Origin of the sequence: Nesterenkonia lacusekhoensis, assembly GCF_017876395.1 — a bacterium.
In the GTDB taxonomy this organism is placed as follows: Bacteria; Actinomycetota; Actinomycetes; order Actinomycetales; family Micrococcaceae; genus Nesterenkonia; species Nesterenkonia lacusekhoensis.
The window spans coordinates 2,241,249-2,258,283 of record NZ_JAGINX010000001.1 but is presented as its reverse complement, the minus strand read 5'-3'; the positions used below and the strand labels follow the sequence as shown (position 1 = coordinate 2,258,283).

Below are 17,035 nucleotides of genomic sequence, written 5' to 3'. Positions count from 1 at the left end.
CGACCGCTCGGCGGCGTAGCGGTGCCGTTCGGCGCAGGAAGTCCGGTTCCGCAGGTGACTGTGATGGCCGTCACCCTAGAATGGAGGGCATGACTCAGGTGAAGAGCGCGACTCAGATGAAGAGCGCAGCGGAGGACAAGGGTCTCTCCGGTGTGGCCGCCCGGCTGAAGGCCGGCCGGACCAACGGCTTCGGGATCTTCCACCCCGGCAGCTGGGCGATGATGATCGCCGGCATGATGATGATCTTCTCCGCCTTCCTGCCCTGGGTCTATGTGACGCTGACCCAGGAGATCGTCGGCGAGAGCTTTGTGCTCCGCGGCACCGACGGCCCCGGCGTGCTCACCCTGGCCGTGGGCTGCCTGGCCTTCGCCGGAGCCTTCATCCCGCGGCGCGGCCTGGCGATCGGCCATGCCGCAGTCCCCGGCGTGGTGGTGGCGGCCATCGTGTTGCTCCAGATCTGGAACATCATCGCCGCCTCGCTCGAGACGGCCTGGGGAAGCTTCCTGCCCGGAATGGGCCTGGTGCTCGCCGGAGGCGGAGCCGTCATCCTCATCTGCGCCGCGCTGAAGATGTACCGCGGCTGGGCGGCCCCTGCTGCCAAGCGCTGATCCGCTCCGTGCCGCGTGAGAGCTGAACCGGAGGTCCAGGACACTCCTGCCGAGGTCGACGCCGCCTTCCGGACCCTGCGGCGCGTGGCCGTCACCTATTTCATCGTCTTCCTCGCCGTGGTGGCCGCCTTCCCGGTGCTCACCATGACCGTGGACTGGTGGACCGAATCCCGGCTGCTGGGTGAGCTCAGCCCCGCCTTCCTGGCCGCCGCCGTCGGGCTCTACGTGGTCTTCGTCGTGATCGGGGTGGCCGCGGCCACGCTGAGCAGCTCAGTGGAAGCGCGGATGCTGGGCGGCACCGGCTCCGAGCAGGAGGAGCTGGAGCACTTCGGCGCAGATCCCGACGCCGACCCTTTCGCTTCCAGCAGCGCTGACTCCGACAGTGCTCACCCTGACAGCGTTGGCCCTGATAGTGCTGACCCTTATTGGACTGACCAGGACCCGGGGCGGCTGTGAGCTCGGCGGCCGTCATCACCCTGCTCGCCGTCTTCGTGGTGGTTCTGGGCGTCTCGCTGATCACCAGGCCGCGGAACTCCTCCACGGTGGACTTCTACCTGGCCGGTCAGCGCGTGGGGGTGATCACCAACTCCTGGGCCATCTGCGGGGACTATCTCTCGGCCGCCTCCTTCTTGGGGGTGGCCGCCGCGGTGTACGTCTCCGGACTGGACGGGGCCTGGTATGCCGTCGGGTTCGCCGCAGGGTTCGTGCCGGTGCTGCTGTTCGTGGCCGCCCCGCTGCGGCGCTTCGGCGAGTTCTCCCTGGCCGACTTTCTGGGCCGCCGACTGGAATCGGACCGGGTGCGCCTGACCTCCGTCGGCGTGGTTCAGGTGGTGATCCTCTGCTACCTGGTCCCGCAGTCGGTGGGCGGAGGCATCACCTGGGAGCTGCTGGTCGGCCACGGGCTCTTCGGGCTGAGCCCCTACGCGACCGGCGTCCTGATCTCCACTGCGGTGATCGCTGTGGTCGTGGCCTTCGGCGGGATGCGCGGGACCACCTGGAACCAAGCAGTGCAGTTCCTGCTCCTCTTCGCCGCACTGCTGTGGCTGGCCGTCATGGTCACCGCCGACGGCTTCCGCTACGGTGACGAGATCCCCGTCCACACTGAGGACCCGGTCATATTCGGTGAGCCCGGGGCCCGCTACGGACACCTGGGCCAGGTGGCTCTGGTGATCACCCTGGCCATGGGGACCGCCGGGCTGCCCCACGTGATGAACCGGTACTTCACCTCACCCACCGGCCGGGCTGCCCGGACCACCACACTCTGGGTGCTGATGCTGACCGGTGCCTTCTACGCCCTGGCCGTCATGATGGGCACCGCCGCCCGGGACGTCATCCCGCGCTCCGTGGCCGAGCACCCGTGGCTCGAGGAGCTGACCGTGGACGGAGTGCTGCGCGTGCCCGAACACGCTCTGCCGGTCCTGGGACGGATCTACGGAGAAGAAGCGGGGCTGGGTCTGGTGGCAGCGGCGGCGCTGATCGCAGCCATGTCCACCGTGGCCGGGCTGCTGCTGGCCTCTGCAGCAACCTGGGGTCACGACGTCTATGAGCGCCACATCAACCCCAAAGCCACTCAGAAGCAGGCGGTCCGCGCCGGGCGGCTGACCACTCTGATCGCCGCCGGGCTGGCCGCCGGGCTCGCGGTGCTGCTGCGTCCGGAGACGTTCACCCCGGCATCTCCATCATTGGTGGCCACGATGGTCACCTGGGCCTTCGCCGTGGCCGGCTCCGCACTGACGCCGGTGGTGGTGCTCTCCATCTGGTGGCACCGGACCACGGCCGCCGGCGCCCTGGCCGGGATGCTCACCGGGGGAGGAGCGGCGGTGGCCATGTTCGTCACCGCCGGTTTCATAGAGCCCTCCTCGCTGCGGGACCTGTTGGCCGCTCCCACACTGGTGGCGGCCCCGGCGGCAGTGCTGGTCACTGTGATGGTCTCGCGAAGAACCGCCGGGCCGCGGAGCACGCGTGAGGCGTGGGTGCGCATGCACGGCACGGCTGCGGATCGTCAGGCCGAACGGCTGGCGAGGATGATGGTCAGGAGGAAGGGGAAGTCATGACCACTGGCGGGATCCGCGGAAGCCTGACCCTGGCCGGCGTCGTGGTGCTCATCTGGTCGGTGCTGTACCTGATCACCCAGCTGCTGGTCAGCCCGGCGCTTCCGGTGCTGCCCACATTGGGGATCGGGGTGGCGCTCACTGTGGGCGTGGTGCTGGGCTACCCCTCGGCGCTCCGCGGCCCCCGCGGCGGGCGTTCGGCTCGCCTGGGCGGAGTACAGCGCAGCGGTGACCGCTGGGACGACCCCGAACGCAGCGTGCGCGACCTGGCCGCCGCCGGACGTTCCGTCCCGCTGCGCGCCGGACTGACGCCCGACGCCGCCCGCCGCACCTGCGAGCTCCTGCGCCCCATGCTCTCCGGGGACGCGGTCACCATCACGGACCGGGAGAACATCCTGGCCTTCGTGGGCCCCGGCTCCGAGCACCACCGTGACGGCGGTGCTCTGCAGACCCGTTCCGCTCAGCGAGCCATGGGCAAGGGCAGGACTGTGGTGGTCAACGACCCCGCCGGCGTGGGCTGCCGCGAGCCCGGATGTGAGATCCAGTCGGCGGTGATCGCGCCGCTGCGGATCGGGACGCGGGTGATCGGCTCGCTGGGGGTCTTCCAGGACGGGACCCGTATCCCGCCCAAGCGCCTGGTCGAGGACATGGCCAATATGCTCTCTCTGCACCTGGAGTTGGCGGAGCTGGACCGGGAGCGTCGGCTGGCGGCCAGCGCTCGGCTGGATGCGCTGCGGGCCCAGATCAATCCACATTTCCTGTTCAACATCCTCAACACCATCGCTTCCAAGGCGCGCACCCGCCCTGAGGAGGCCCGCGAGCTGCTGCTGCGGCTCAGTGAGTTCTTCCGCTACACGGTTCGGCAGGAGGGGCACTTCGCGGAGTTCGCCCAGGAGTACTTCTTCGTACGGACCTATCTGTCTCTGGAGCAGGCGCGGTTCGGCGACCGCTTGCAGATCCGCTATGACATCGACCCTCAGGTCCTCACCTCTCGAGTGCCCGTGCTGGTGCTCCAGCCGCTGGTGGAGAACGCGGTCAAGCACGGGGTGGCCCGGAAGAAGGAAGGCGGGACGGTGCGGCTGCGTGCCCGGCTGGATCCGCTGACCCGGATGGTCTCCCTGCGGGTCAGCGACGACGGCGTCGGGATGGACGCTGACGTGCTGAACCGGCTGATGGGGGAGGGCCAGCCCGCGGCCGAGGAGGCGCAGAGGCTGCCGGACTCCGCGGCCGAGGGTGATGCCGTGCTCGCCGGAGGCGGGGAGGACGGGAGCCACGCCGGCGTGGGGCTGAAGAACATCACCGAGCGGCTGGATGTGCTCTTCGGAGACCGGTATGACCTGAGCATCACGGCGCCGAAGGCCGGAGGCACAGTGGTCGACCTGAGCATCCCGCTGCGCTGACCCGGCCGCCTCCTGCGATTCGAGCGGGGTTTCGGCCCTTATGAAGCCGGAATTCCGGTCACAAGGGCCGAAACCCCGGCGCAATCCTGTGGCGGGGAGCACATATACTGGCCGCATGCAGCCCCGCGCCCTCATCGTCGACGACGAAGCTCCCGCCCGGGAGGAGCTTCGTTTCCTGATCGAAGGGCTGGGAGATCTCGACGGCGCCGGACCGGTTCAGGTGGTCGGTGAGGCCACCAACGGGGAGGAGGCGCTGCTGCTGCTGACGTCCTTGGACTACGACCTGGTCTTCCTGGACATCCGGATGCCGGGGCTGACCGGCCTGGACGTGGCCCGTGAGCTCAGGGATCAGGCCCGCCGCCCACAGATCATCTTCACCACCGCCTACCCGGACCACGCCGTGGACGCCTTCGACCTGGCAGCCACGGACTACCTGGTCAAACCCTTCGACGCCGAACGCTTCCGCCGTGCCGTCGAGCGAGCTCTCGGTTTCGGGCCAGACCGGCCGGCGGCTGAGGCCGCAGCCGATCAGGCCCAGGATCAGACCTCCGGGCAGGACGCGGGTGCACGGCCGGGCCAGCTGACCCGAGAGGCGCCGCCGCAGACCCCGCGACAGGCCGAACCGCAGCTGGTGCGCATCCCCGTGCAGAAGGACGGCCGCACAGTGCTGGTCCAGGGGGGCTCCATCGTCTACGCCGCGGCCTCCCGCGGCTACTCCTCGCTGAAGCTGGCCGATGAGCGGGTGCTGGTCTCCTTCTCGCTCAATGAGCTCGAACGGCGGCTCCAGGGCCACTTCTGCCGGGTCCACCGTTCGTATCTGGTGAACCTGCGCTATGTGCGCGAACTCGTGCCGGACTTCCGCGGGACGCTGGTGCTGGTGATGAACGACCGTCAGCGCAGCCGGGTGGAGGTCTCGCGCCGCCATTCCCGGGAGCTGAGGCGGCGCCTGGGCCTGCGCGATTAGGGCCGCGGCCGGCACCGTCCGGGTCTGGGAATGCGCTCGGGGGTGCGCCGGTTCGGAAGGAATGGGGCATCGGCATCGATGCCCCGCATCAGAACATCTGAGGAAAGGTCACCATGACTGCAGTACCTGAGATCACCCTCAACGACGGCACCACCATCCCGCAGCTGGGCTTCGGTGTGTGGCAGGTCCCGGCCGATGAGGCCCAGGACGTCGTGGCCGAGGCGCTGAAGGTGGGCTACCGCCACATCGACACCGCCGCCATCTACGGCAATGAGGAGGGCGTGGGCCGCGCGATCGCGGAGTCCGGCATCCCGCGCGAGGAGCTCTACATCACCACCAAGCTGTGGGTGAGCGACTTCAAGGCCGGCCAGACCAAGGAGGCTCTGCGCACCTCGCTGCAGAAGCTGGGCCTGGACTACGTGGACCTCTACCTCATCCACTGGCCCTCCCCGGAGGACGAGAAGTACCTCGAAGCCTGGAAGGCCCTGGAGGAGCTGCAGGCTGAGGGTCTGACCCGCAGCATCGGCGTCTCCAACTTCCTGCCTCACCACCTGGACCGGGTGGCCGAGGTGGGCACCAAGACCCCGGCGATCAACCAGATCGAGCTGCACCCCGCGCTGCAGCAGCGTCAGGTCCAGGAGGCCAACGAGTCCCGCGGCATCAAGACCCAGGCCTGGAGCCCGCTGGCTCAGGGCGCAGTCTTCGGCGATGAGCCCATCGTCAAGGCCGCCGAGGCCCACGGCGTCTCCCCGGCACAGGTCATCATCCGCTGGCACCTGCAGCAGGGCCGGATCCTGTTCCCCAAGTCGGTGACCCCGGAGCGCATCGCCTCGAACTTCGACGTCTTCGGCTTCGAGCTCTCCGACGCCGAGGTGGATGCCATCACCGCTCTGGAGCGTGACGGACGGACCGGCATGCACCCGGACAGCTTCAACCCCTGAGAGGCTGCCGCTCAGCCGTTCAGCTGAGCACCCGGCCCTGAGGGCGGCGGCGGATGCGTTCCGCTTCAGTCCCAGGGCATAGAAAAGTCCCGGCCGGTCGATGGCCAGCCGGGACTTTTCTATGGGTGCAGCTGAGGCTTACTTCTCAGTGCCCTCCTCCGGGGAGTTCTCGCCCTCCAGCACAGGGATGGTCCCTGTGGCGACGGTCTCGTCGAAGTACTCTTCAGCCTCGTGGGCCCAGCCTTCGTAGGATTCCGCGTACTCCGGCGTTTCGAAGCCGACGTCGCTCAGGGGGTCACGGTACCCGTCCTCGCGGTTCCAGTTGAGGACACCGGACTCTGTATCCACAGTGGTGGCATAGGCAGGGACGTCTTCCACAGCGATGACGAGGTCGTCGTTCGCCTTGCCTTCGGCCTGCTTTCGTACGCCGGCCCCGGAGGGCAGGCCCGCCAAAGTGGCCGAGGTGCCGCCGAACATGCCACGCAGTGAGCGGGTCTGCCGTCCCAGCAGAGTGAGCAGGTTGCGCTCCACTTCCCTGCCTTGCTCAGTGCCGGCCTCCTCCCGCGCCACGTCGACCAAGGCAGCCTTCGTGGCGTGGCGGCGCACCCGTACATAGCGGGCGGCGGTGCGGCCTTCGTAGATGTAGAGACGGATCTGGGCGATCATCGCCAGAAGGTACACCACTGATAGGGGCGCGGCCGCGGAGATCGAAGCCACCTGCAGCACGCGCAGCGACGCCGCCGGATCCTGGGCCGCAGCCAGCAGCACGATGGCGGTCACAGCGATCAACACTGTCCAGAAGACTCGGCTCAGTTTGGGGGTTTCGGTGCGTCCGCCATAGGAGAGGACGTCGGTCACCAGAGAGCCGGAGTCGCCGGAGGTGATGAAGAAGATGGTGATCACCATGAGGGCCACCACAGCCATGATCTCGGTCAGGGGCAGATTCTCCAGCAGCAGGAAGAGCGACTCGTCATTGCCGACAGTTTCGCCGCCCTCGCCGTCGGAGACGAGCATATTGCCCTCGGTGATCTGGTACCAGATCCCGGCGGAGCCGAAGATGGAGAACCACAGGATGCCGATGAGGGTAGGTGCCAGCAGCACTCCCAAGACGAACTCACGGATGGTTCGGCCACGTGAGATGCGTGCGATGAACATGCCCACGAAGGGAGCCCAGCTCATCCACCAGCCCCAGTAGTAGATGGTCCAGTCGGCTGACCATGCGTTGCCGAGGCCCTCTCCGTCTCCGCCGGCGTAGTCTGCGCCGCTCTCGAAGAGCAGCTGCGGGAAGGCCACCAGGTACTCGCCGACGTTGCCCACGAAGGACTGCAGCAGGAAGAGAGTCGGGCCGGCGATCAGCACGAAGAACGCCATCAGGGCGGCGATCACCATGTTGAAGTTCGAAAGCCACTTGAGGCCCTTGTTCACTCCGGAGACCACCGAGATCGTGGCGATCGCCATGATGACTGCTACCAGCACCGTCAGGAGGGCCGGATTGTCCGGGTCGGCCCAGTCCATGAAGCCGAGGCCACCGGCGATCTGCTGGGTGCCGAGACCCAGTGAGGTCACGATGCCGAAGACAGTGCCGACGATTGCGACCACGTCGATGACGTGGCCGATCCAGGATTCGATGAGCTTGCGGCCGAAGATCGGCTCCAGCAGCCAGCGCACCGACAGCGGACGTCCCCGGCGATAGGTCATGTAGGCCAGGCCCAGACCGACGACGACATACATGGCCCAGGCGTGCAGGCCCCAATGGAAGATGGTCTGCCCCATGGCATCGCCCATCGCGGCCGACTGGGTGGGGCTGATCAGCGCCCCGCCCTCGTCGAACCCGATGTCGCCGGTCACCTCGGGCGGAGCCACGAAGTGCCAGAGGGGCTCAGCCACGCCCCAGAAGACCAGACCGATGCCCATACCTGCGGAGAAGAGCATGGTGAACCATGACCCCAGGGAGAACTCAGGCTTTTCTTCATCACGGCCGAGCCGAATGTTGCCCGCCTTGGAGAGGCCGGCCCAGAAGGTGAACAGGACGAAGGCCGCCCCGAGGAGCACGTACCACCAGCCGATGCCATCAACGATGGTGCTGTTCAGCGTTTCGAACGCCTCGTCGCCGTACTCGGCGCCGAACCATGTGGCGAAGATGAGGCCGCCTACGATGATGATGACCGCGGGTATGAAAACCGGTTTGTTCAAACCTCGCCATACGTCTGTGAGGGACCAGTCCCTCACCTGTGCTTCGGGTTGCGAAGCCATGAAAGTTCCTCCTCGTCGAATACCAAAAGTCCGTGTTCCATAGGCAACCATACAGAGGTGCCAGTACCACGGAGGATTTTCAGCCTGGCCGTATTACACCTTCATAACGTGTTCCACAATCTGCGGTGACTGGGTTGGCAGTCCCCAGGGGGATGGTTACGGTGGTGGGCATGCCTAATGGCCTGAGTATGTCTGCTGCCCAGAGGAAGGAAGCGTGCAGGAGCGGAATCGCCGCAGTTGCCGCTGCTGGCTTCGTCCTCCTCAGTACCTCCGGAGCCCAGGCCGCCGCATCCGACTACCCGACGCCGGGCCAGCCTGTGGCTCCCGGAGAGGCTGCGAAGGATCTCGACCCCGCCTCCACCACAGTCGAGAAGGATGAGGACGATCTCCGCGTAGCCACGATGAGTGCGGATCTGACCGGCGCCTCCACCGAGCAAGTCCTCGCTGACCTGCGTGACGGCCTGCCGGAGGCACGCACTGTGGCCGAGACGGTTCAGATCAACGCCCCCGAAGTGTTGGTGCTGACCGGTGTCAGCACCGACGAGTACGGAGAGATCGCAGAGACGCTCAACGAGGACTATCTGTCCGTCGGTCAGAACGGCCAGGAGCCGCTGGACTACCCCCACGTCTTCACTGCGGAGACCAACTCCGGGATGGATTCCGGTGCCGACCTCGACGGCGACGGCGTCATCGGAGGCCCGGGCGACACCATCGGCTACGGCGAGTACCCGGGCCACTACGGCACCGTCATCTTCTCCAAGCACCCGATCGAAGAGGATCAGGTGCGCACCTTCCAGGAGTTCCTCTGGGATGACATGCCGGAGAACTCCATGGAGGAGGACGAATTCTCCGAGTTGGAGCGTTCGATCCTGCGTCTGAGCACCGGGACTCTGTGGGATGTCCCCATCAGGGTCGACGGCGAGCACGTGCACCTGGTGGCCAGCTCGGTGGCCCTGCCGGAGGACCGGGAAGATCTGGACACCGCCCGCGGCGGCGATGAGCGCCGTATGGTGGAAGATTTCGTCAGCGGCAACGGCTGGTACCTCTACGACGACGAGGGCCAGCAGGGCCCGCTGATCCCGGGTACTCGTTTTGTGCTGCTGGGTCAGCCCATGAGTCCTCACGGTCTGGAGGACGAGGTAGAGGATCTGAACTCCCTGCTGAGCTCCTACGTCCTGCAGGACACTGAGCCGGCTGCGGTCACCGATCAGCCGGTCGATGAGCGGGTCGGTGCTGAGCACGGAACCGATGAGAGTGCCACCCGCGCCGTCCCCTCCGGAACGGATGTCCGGGCCTCCTATGTGCTGCCCGGGGCCATGATGGACGTGAGCGGATCCGGCGTCTTCTGGCCCGGTGAGGGTGAGTACGGCTATGAGCTGGTGGATCCGGAGAGTCCGCACGCGCCGGAGGATCGTCTGATCTGGCTCGACGTCGGTACTCTGTGAGCATGGCCAAGAAGGATAAGCAGGACAAAGCGCTGATGCGCACGGCGGCCGGCGGGTTCGTCGCCCAGCAGACTGTCTCCATGGTCTCCAAGCAGGCCTTCGATGAGGATGGGAACCTGACGCCCTCGGCAGAGACGTGGCTGACCCGCGCAGTCACCGTGCAGCGTCCTCTGGTGCTGGCCAATCTGCGCCGACTGCGCAAGAAGCACCCCACGCTGAGCAACCGTCAGATGGCCCGAGAGCTCGACAAGGAGTTCATGCGGGTCATGACCGGCAGCGGGGCGGCCATCGGGGCCTCCGCCGCGGTGCCCGGCGTCGGGACTGTGGCCGCTCTGGGACTCTCCGCCTTCGCCACCGGCGGCTTCCTGGAGACCAGCGCGGTCTACGCCCAGTCCATCGCCGAGCTCTCCGGGATCTCCACGGAGGACCCGCAGCGCGCACAGTACCTGGTGATGGCCGTGATGCTCGGCGATGAGGGGCGCAAGCTGCTCAGCGAGCTCTCCGATCAGGCCGGAGGCCGAGGGACCGGCCCCTACGCCTCCCTGGTGCCGATGAAGGCCCTGTCCAGCTCCTCCGGGATGGGCGGGATCATCACCAACCAGATCAAGCGCCATTTCGTCCGGCGCTTCTTCGTGCGGCAGGGCACCTCCATGTTCGCCCGTGCCATCCCGTTTGGGATCGGTGCGGTGGTGGGCGGAGCCGCGAACCGAATGCTGGCCAAGCAGATCATCTCCACGGCCCATCAGACCTTCGGCGAGCTGCCCGAGCAGACGCCCCGGCCGCTGATCGAGGATATGCGCCGGGCCCTGGATCGGGAGAAGCTGCGCGCTGACCGGCGAGAGCGCCGGGAGAAGAAGAAGGAGATCAAGGGCCAGCAGAAGGCGGACCGCAGGGAACGCCGCGACGAGGTCCGCGAGAAGCGTCGGCGTCTGAAGATCGAAGAGGCCGACCGGCGCCTGGAGAAGGCCCAGAGCCGACTGGAGAAGGTTCAGGGCGAGTCTTCGGACAGCTGAGGGCCTCGCAGGCTGAACGCATCGCCAGCCCGGGTGACGGAACCGGCGTCGCAAGGTGGTCCTGAGGTTCACCGGACGTTCATCATGGTTTCCCCGTGATGTCGGCTGTTCCGGGACGCTGAGGCAGTGCGGGCGTTCTAGCCTGGAGCTGTGCAGACCTTCGGCTCTCCTGCTGACAGTTCGCCAGTGCCCGCGCGGCGCCGAGCACGGATCTTCGCACACCGCGGCTCCTCGGGACTCTTCGCCGAACACACGCGTGCGGCCTACGTCCGAGCGCTGGAGGAGCAGGCCGACGGCCTGGAGGTCGACATCCATCTGACCCGCGACGGGGAGGTGGTCTGCTTCCACGACGCCACAGTGGACCGCACCTCGGATGCCAGCGGCCCCGTGGCCTCGATGACCTGGCAGCAGATGCGGGGACTGGACGTCCATTCCTGGAAGAACCCGATGCTGCCCGAGCGCTACGGCAGGCCGACCCAGCAGCTGATGACGCTGCAGGACACCCTGGAGCTGCTCGCCGAGGCTGGACGCAGCGTGAGCCTGGCGCTCGAGCTGAAGCACCCCTCGCCCTATGGCCACCAGCTCGAGGAGCGGGTGCTGCAGGTGCTGCTGGCCCACGGGTGGGACCCGGATACCTCCACTATCAGCTGCCGCGACCTCTCCGGCCAGGTGACCCACACCGTGGAGGTCACCTTCATGAGCTTCTACCCGGGATCGCTGCTGCACCTGGCGGAGCTGGTGCCGGCGGAGAAGCTGTGCGCGCTCTTCGATACCCTGACCCATCAGCACATCGAACGACGGGTGGAACACCTGCGCTTCGGAGCCGCGGTTCGTCCGCTGGTGGCCGCGGTGATGCGCGGGGCTGTGCGCAATGCCGAGGCCCTGGTGTGGAACGCCCACGTGGGCTACGCGGGCCCGGGCATCGCGCTGGTGCGGTCGCGGCGGGCCGAGGTGAAGGCTTGGCAGGCGCGCGGACTGCGGCTGCGGGTGTGGACCGTGGACCGTCCCGAGGACGCCCAGCTGCTGTTGGACCTGGGCGTGGGGGAGATGACCACCAACTACCCGGCACGCATCGGCGCCCTGGTCTCCGGCGACCGGCGCCATCTCTTCCGGGACGTCTGAGCGTCCTGGCAGGGGCCTGCTCAGGACCGCCCGGTGTGCCGGGAGGATCCGGTCAGGACTCGCCGATGGCGGGTCCGAAGACGGGCCGATCGTCCAGACGGTCGTCCTCACGCTCCGGGACCACCATCAGCGGCCCTTCCGCATGGTGGAGCACCCCCTGGGAGGTCGACCCCAGGAGCATCCCCGCGAAGCCGCCGCGGCCGCGTGAACCGACCACCGTCAGCTGAGCATGCCGGGTCTCCTCCACCAGCACCTCCACGGCGGGACCGTCGACGACGGCGGCCTCGATCTCCAGGTCAGGGAAGTGGTTCAGCAGCCAGCGGCGCCCGTTCTCCAGCTTCTCGCGCAGCTGCTGGGCCGCAGACTCATCCTCCATATGAGTGGGGATCCACACCAGGGTGGCCCCCACCGGCGGCAGGGCGCAGACGATCCGCAACGTGGTGCCGCGCAGCGAGGCTTGGCGGGCCGCCGCCAGCGCCGCCACTCGCCCATAGTCGGAACCGTCGACGCCGACCACCACAGGGCGCCGGTCCTTGGTCCTGATGGGGTGGGCGCCCTCTCGGATCAGCTCGGGGGAGGGCTCGGTGCTCGGCTTCTCCGGCGTCGGGGGAGGGGAGGCGGAGACGATCGGGATGGCGCCGGTGGCGGTGGTGACCGCGTTGGACTCCTGGGAGGAGAACTTCAGCGGCACGATCACCGTGGGGCAGGCGGCATGGGCCGGCAGGGCGGAGGAGACCGAGCCCAGGAGGCGGCCGAAGAAGCCTCCGCGGCCGCGGCCGCCGACCACCAGGACCTCGGAGCGCTGGGAGTAGTCCAGCAGGACTCCGGCTGGGTCTCCGGATTCGATCTCGTAGCGCACCTCGCCCGGGTAGTCGCGCAGGAACTCTTGGGCCTGGCTGATGACCTTCTCCGAACCCTGCCGCAGGGAGGAGTCATCCATGAGGGCATATCCGCCGTCCATGGAGGAGGCGGCGAAGGCTGGAAGCGAGTAGGCGGTGACCACCGTGAGGGGCAGGTTCCGGCGGTAGGCCTCAGCGGCGGCCCAGTGGGCGGCGCGCAGGGACTGTTCGGAGCCGTCTACGCCGACGGCGACGCCGTGACCGGCAGGGGTGCGCTCGTTCATCATTGCCTCCTGGTAGGCCGAAGGGGCGTGTGGATCATGGTACCCACACGCCCCTTTGAGGGCTAGAGATCCCTGATCAGAGCAGGGCCAGGCGCTCAGACCAGGATCATCCCCACGATGGCTGCCGACATCAGGTTGGCCAGAGTGCCGGCCAGCACGGCACGCATGCCCAGCTGGGCGATCTCCGAGCGGCGGTTCTTCACCAGGGTGCCCAGTCCGCCCAGCAGGATCGCCAGGGATGAGAAGTTGGAGAAGCCGGTCAGGGCGAAGGTGACGATGGCGGAGGTCTTATCGGAGAAGGTGCCGTCGTATTCGGTGAAGGCGGCGAAGGCGACGAACTCGTTGAGCACGATCTTCTGACCCAGGAAGCTGCCGGCCGCCGTGGCCTCCTCCCACGGGACGCCGATGGCCCACATCAGTGGTGCGAAGACGTAGCCGAAGATCTCTTCCATGGTCAGTCCGCCGTAGCCGAAGATTCCGCCGATCTGGCCGATGAAGAGGTTGACCAGTGCGATCAGTGCGACGAAGGCCAGCAGCATGGCGGCGACGTTGAGCGCCAGGCGCAGGCCGTCGGAGGCGCCGCGGGCGGCGGCGTCGATGACGTTTCGGGCCTCCGGGGTGCCATAGGCCTCATCGTTCCGGGCCGGTGGTTCATCATCGCCGAGGATGTCTTCCTGCTCGCCGGGCGTCGTCGGGTCCTCAGCGGGGGCCTCAGCTGTGGCCACCGCGCCCGAGGGGGCGGCGTCGTCGCTTCCCTCAGCCTTCTCCGCCTTGGTGTACTTGGCCCCGCCAAGCACCGTCTTATCGGTGGACATGGCCTCCGGATGCTCGCGCTCCAGCTCGCCGGCGTCGACCTCATCGAAGGAGCCGGCCGGCACCAGGATCTTGGCCATCAGCAGGGCGCCCGGGGCGGCCATGAAGCAGGCGGCGATCAGGTACTCCAACTCTGCGCCCATCTGGTTCAGACCCACCAGCACCGAACCGGCCACGGTGGAGAGGCCGCCGACCATCACCGCGAAGAGCTCCGACTTGGTCATGCCCGCCACATAGGGACGGATGACCAAGGGGGCCTCGGTCTGGCCCACGAAGATGTTCGCGGCGGTGTTCATCGACTCCGCGCGGGAGGTGCCCAGCAGCAGCTGCAGAGCGCCGCCGATGACGCGGACCACCAGCTGCAGAACCTTCAGGTGGTAGAGGATCGCTGTCAGCGAGGCGAAGAAGATGATCACCGGCAGGACGTTGAGCACGAAGGGAGCGTTCTCATCGAAGAAGTGGCCGAAGAGGAACGCGGTGCCTTCCTCAGTCTGACCGACGACTGCGCGCACCCCGTTGGAGACGGCCTCGAGAAGCACCTGCCCCCAGGGGACGTAGAGCACCAAGATCGCGAAGCCCACCTGCAGCGCCAGCGCGACGGCCACTGTGCGGATCTTGATCTTCTTCCGATCCACGGAGAACAGGACTGCGATGGCGAGCAGCAGGCACATGCCCAGTGCGCCCCAGAGGATGGTGATCATGCTTCCTCCCGAAGGTGATGAGTGATGGAGATGAGAAAGGCGGGTCCTCTCTCGCTACCGCAGAAGAGAGAACCCGCCTGTGTCTCAGGGCTCAGCGACGGTCAGAGCCGCACTGCTGAGGTGGGGCTGCCGAACATCGACCGGACAGAGACGCCGGAGCTCGGGCTGCCGGCATCGACGATCTGACCGTCCCCCAGGTAGATCGCCACGTGCCAGTCCCCCCAGAAGATCAGGTCGCCGCGCTGGGCCTCGCCCACCGAGATGGTGGTGCCCTGGTTGATCTGATCGTAGGTGGTGCGCCCCAGGTTGATGCCGGCCTGTGCGTAGGCCTGCTGCACCAGCGAGGAGCAGTCCCAGTCGTTCGGGCCGTTGGCGCCGAGCACATAGCGTGCGTTCGGGTTGTTGGCCTGAGCGATGGCGAATTCGATGGCTGCCTCGACGCCGCCGCCAGAGGTGGCCGGTGCCGGGGAGCTGCCGCCGGACCCGCCGGAGGAGGTCTGGCTCTGGCTGGCCTCCTGCTGGGCGGCCTCCTGAGCTGCGGCCTCTTCGGCCGCTGCCTCCTGGGCCGCTGCCTCTTCGGCGGCTGCTTCCTGTGCGGCGGCCTCTTCGGCGGCTGCCTGCTCCTCCGCCTCCTGCTGCGCGGCCTCGGCCGCATCATGCTGCTCGCGCAGGTACTCCACGTGCCAGCGCATCGCTGTCCAGGACGCGTTGCCGTCCTCGTTGGTCAGCGCATCGTTGGTCAGCACAGCCTGGTAGTAGTCCTGGGCGCCGCCGCCGAAGTCCGGGGAGTACTCGGCACCCTGGCGCATCAGCGTCTGCATGTTGACGCTGAGGTCGTCGAAGCCGTCGATGACCGGCTCGGGTGCAGGCTCTGGCTCGGGTGCAGGCTCGGGCTCGGGCTCAGGTTCCGGCTCGGGTGCCTGGAACTCGAAGGTCCAGGAGGTCTCGCCGGAGAGCTCGTGGCCCTCCTCGGCGGTGGCTTCGATGGTGATGCCATCCTCGGGGACCTCGACCTGGCCGCTGCCGGAGGAGTAGGAGACGCCCTCCACCTCGGGCACGGTCACCAGGTTGCCGTCCTGGGAGGGGGTCTCAGCCTCGACGGAGACCAGCTCGGGTTCCGGCTCCGGTTCGGGCTCGGGTGCCTGGTAGTCGAAGGTCCAGGAGGTCTCGCCGGAGAGCTCGTGGCCCTCTTCGGCGGTGGCTTCGATGGTGATGCCATCCTCGGGGACCTCGACCTGGCCGCTGCCGGAGGAGTAGGAGACGCCCTCCACCTCGGGCACGGTCACCAGGTTGCCGTCCTGGGAGGGGGTCTCAGCCTCGACGGAGACCAGCTCGGGTTCCGGCTCCGGTTCGGGCTCGGGTGCCTGGTAGTCGAAGGTCCAGGAGGTCTCGCCGGAGAGCTCGTGGCCCTCTTCGGCGGTGGCTTCGATGGTGATGCCATCCTCGGGGACCTCGACCTGGCCGCTGCCGGAGGAGTAGGAGACGCCCTCCACCTCGGGCACGGTCACCAGGTTGCCGTCCTGGGAGGGGGTCTCAGCCTCGACGGAGACCAGCTCGGGCTCCGGCTCCTCCTCGGAAGCCTCGGGCTCTTCGGAAGATGCGGCTTCCCCTTCCGCATCTTCCGAAGAACCGTCGGCAGTCTCTTCGTCCGACGCGTCCTCTTCCTCCGACTCGTCGTCGGAGCCGTCCTCGATGTCCTCTTCGGACACGCGGGCCTGCTCGGCGTCGGCCTGCATCGCACTGAGGTGCCACACGAGGGCCTCCTCATCGATGGAGCCGTCCTCGTTCAGGAAGTCGGCGTTGCCCAGGACCAGCTCGAAGTAGCCCTGGATGTCGTCGCCGTAGCCCTCGAGCTCAGCGAGAGCCTCGAGCAGCTCGTACATGGTCTGTCCGACCTCGGAGACATCGTCGGCGGTGGACTCCTCCACCTCCTCGACAGCCTCATACTGGGCGTCGCGCTCCTCGGCTGCGGCGTCGGCCTGCTCCTGGAGGGCTTCGTACTCGTTGCCCTCCTGCTCGGTCTCGACGTACTCCTGCTCAGCCTGGTCGGACTGGTAGTCCTCAGTGGCCTCATCGGCGAGGGAGGCGTCCTCCTCGAGCAGGAGGTCCTCGGTGCCGCTCTCGCCCTCCTGGTACTCCTCGGAGGCGTCAGAGGCGGCCTCGTCCTCGGATTGCTCCTGAGCCTCCTCGGCCTCAGCTGCGGCGGCGGCCAGCTCCTCGGCCTCGCCGTCTGCGGCCAGGGCGTTCTGGCGCTCGATCTGCACTGCCGAGTCGAGTTCGAGTGCGCGCTGATTCGCCTGGGAGAGTCGCTCGCTGATCTCACCGATCATCTGGTCGGTGCTCTCAGAGGACTCCTGGGCGCTGGAGATGTCCTGCGCGGAGGGGACCTCGGGAAGTTCGGTCACGACCACAGAGTCGGCGGTGCTCTGCGCCTGGCCCTGCTGGTCGGAGTCGGAGGCTCGGTCAGCCACCAGGTCGGGAAGCGTCGTCCCGACGAGCGCGGTCGTCACGACGGCGGCAGTCACTGCTGCCACCGCGAGATTGCGGCGGTTTTTCACGGTAGTTCCTCACTTGTTCCTCACTGGGTGCAGCGTTCACGCA

General features: G+C 67.6%; 13 protein-coding genes. 9 read left to right on the top strand and 4 right to left on the bottom strand.

What is annotated here, in order from left to right:
* Window positions 1–89: 89 nt before the first annotated feature.
* The 6 genes from JOF45_RS10635 to JOF45_RS10610 all read left to right on the top strand — a co-directional run bounded on the left by JOF45_RS10635 (window position 90) and on the right by JOF45_RS10610 (window position 5,964).
* Window positions 90–608: a hypothetical protein gene (locus tag JOF45_RS10635; RefSeq protein ID WP_245324208.1), complete on the top strand. Its 519-nt coding sequence runs from the start codon at window positions 90–92 to the stop codon at window positions 606–608.
* Window positions 609–623: 15 nt separating this feature from the next.
* Entirely contained in the window at window positions 624–1,064 is a 441-nt protein-coding gene (locus tag JOF45_RS10630) for a hypothetical protein (RefSeq protein WP_210049692.1), read from the top strand.
* A complete protein-coding gene (locus JOF45_RS10625) occupies window positions 1,061–2,662 on the top strand; it encodes a sodium/solute symporter (RefSeq protein ID WP_210049690.1) in 1,602 nt (533 codons plus the stop codon). The genes JOF45_RS10630 and JOF45_RS10625 overlap by 4 nt, the downstream gene beginning before the upstream one ends.
* Window positions 2,659–4,059, top strand: a complete 1,401-nt coding sequence (locus JOF45_RS10620) for a histidine kinase (protein WP_245324207.1) — start codon at window positions 2,659–2,661, stop codon at window positions 4,057–4,059. Before JOF45_RS10625 ends, JOF45_RS10620 begins: the two co-directional genes overlap by 4 nt.
* Before the next feature lie 115 nt (window positions 4,060–4,174).
* Entirely contained in the window at window positions 4,175–5,023 is an 849-nt protein-coding gene (locus JOF45_RS10615; protein WP_210049688.1) for a LytR/AlgR family response regulator transcription factor, read from the top strand.
* 113 nt (window positions 5,024–5,136) lie between these two features.
* Window positions 5,137–5,964 carry an aldo/keto reductase gene (locus JOF45_RS10610; protein ID WP_210049686.1) on the top strand — a complete coding sequence of 276 codons (828 nt, stop codon included), beginning with the start codon at window positions 5,137–5,139 and terminating at the stop codon, window positions 5,962–5,964.
* Between the two features lie 138 nt (window positions 5,965–6,102).
* Here the strand turns inward: JOF45_RS10610 and JOF45_RS10605 are convergent, their stop codons facing one another.
* Complete coding sequence (locus JOF45_RS10605; RefSeq protein ID WP_210049684.1) at window positions 6,103–8,217, bottom strand: BCCT family transporter; 2,115 nt, start codon at window positions 8,215–8,217, stop codon at window positions 6,103–6,105.
* A 188-nt stretch (window positions 8,218–8,405) separates the two neighbouring features.
* On the opposite strand from JOF45_RS10605, the gene JOF45_RS10600 reads away from it, so the two are divergent.
* The 3 genes from JOF45_RS10600 (at window position 8,406) to JOF45_RS10590 (ending at window position 11,797) form a co-directional block, all read left to right on the top strand.
* Window positions 8,406–9,662 carry an endonuclease/exonuclease/phosphatase family protein gene (locus tag JOF45_RS10600; protein WP_210049682.1) on the top strand — a complete coding sequence of 419 codons (1,257 nt, stop codon included), beginning with the start codon at window positions 8,406–8,408 and terminating at the stop codon, window positions 9,660–9,662.
* 2 nt (window positions 9,663–9,664) lie between these two features.
* Window positions 9,665–10,675, top strand: coding sequence for a hypothetical protein (locus tag JOF45_RS10595; RefSeq protein WP_210049680.1), 1,011 nt, complete (start codon window positions 9,665–9,667; stop codon window positions 10,673–10,675).
* 150 nt (window positions 10,676–10,825) lie between these two features.
* A complete protein-coding gene (locus JOF45_RS10590; protein ID WP_210049678.1) occupies window positions 10,826–11,797 on the top strand; it encodes a glycerophosphodiester phosphodiesterase in 972 nt (323 codons plus the stop codon).
* A gap of 52 nt (window positions 11,798–11,849) precedes the next feature.
* Here the strand turns inward: JOF45_RS10590 and JOF45_RS10585 are convergent, their stop codons facing one another.
* The 3 genes from JOF45_RS10585 to JOF45_RS13660 all read right to left on the bottom strand — a co-directional run bounded on the left by JOF45_RS10585 (window position 11,850) and on the right by JOF45_RS13660 (window position 16,968).
* Window positions 11,850–12,920, bottom strand: coding sequence for a universal stress protein (locus JOF45_RS10585; protein WP_245324206.1), 1,071 nt, complete (start codon window positions 12,918–12,920; stop codon window positions 11,850–11,852).
* Window positions 12,921–13,015: 95 nt separating this feature from the next.
* Window positions 13,016–14,434, bottom strand: a complete 1,419-nt coding sequence (locus JOF45_RS10580) for a NupC/NupG family nucleoside CNT transporter (RefSeq protein WP_210049674.1) — start codon at window positions 14,432–14,434, stop codon at window positions 13,016–13,018.
* Window positions 14,435–14,535: 101 nt separating this feature from the next.
* Window positions 14,536–16,968 (bottom strand): C40 family peptidase, encoded by a 2,433-nt coding sequence (locus tag JOF45_RS13660; RefSeq protein WP_210049672.1) that lies wholly within the window; start codon window positions 16,966–16,968, stop codon window positions 14,536–14,538.
* Between the last annotated feature and the right edge of the window lie 67 nt (window positions 16,969–17,035).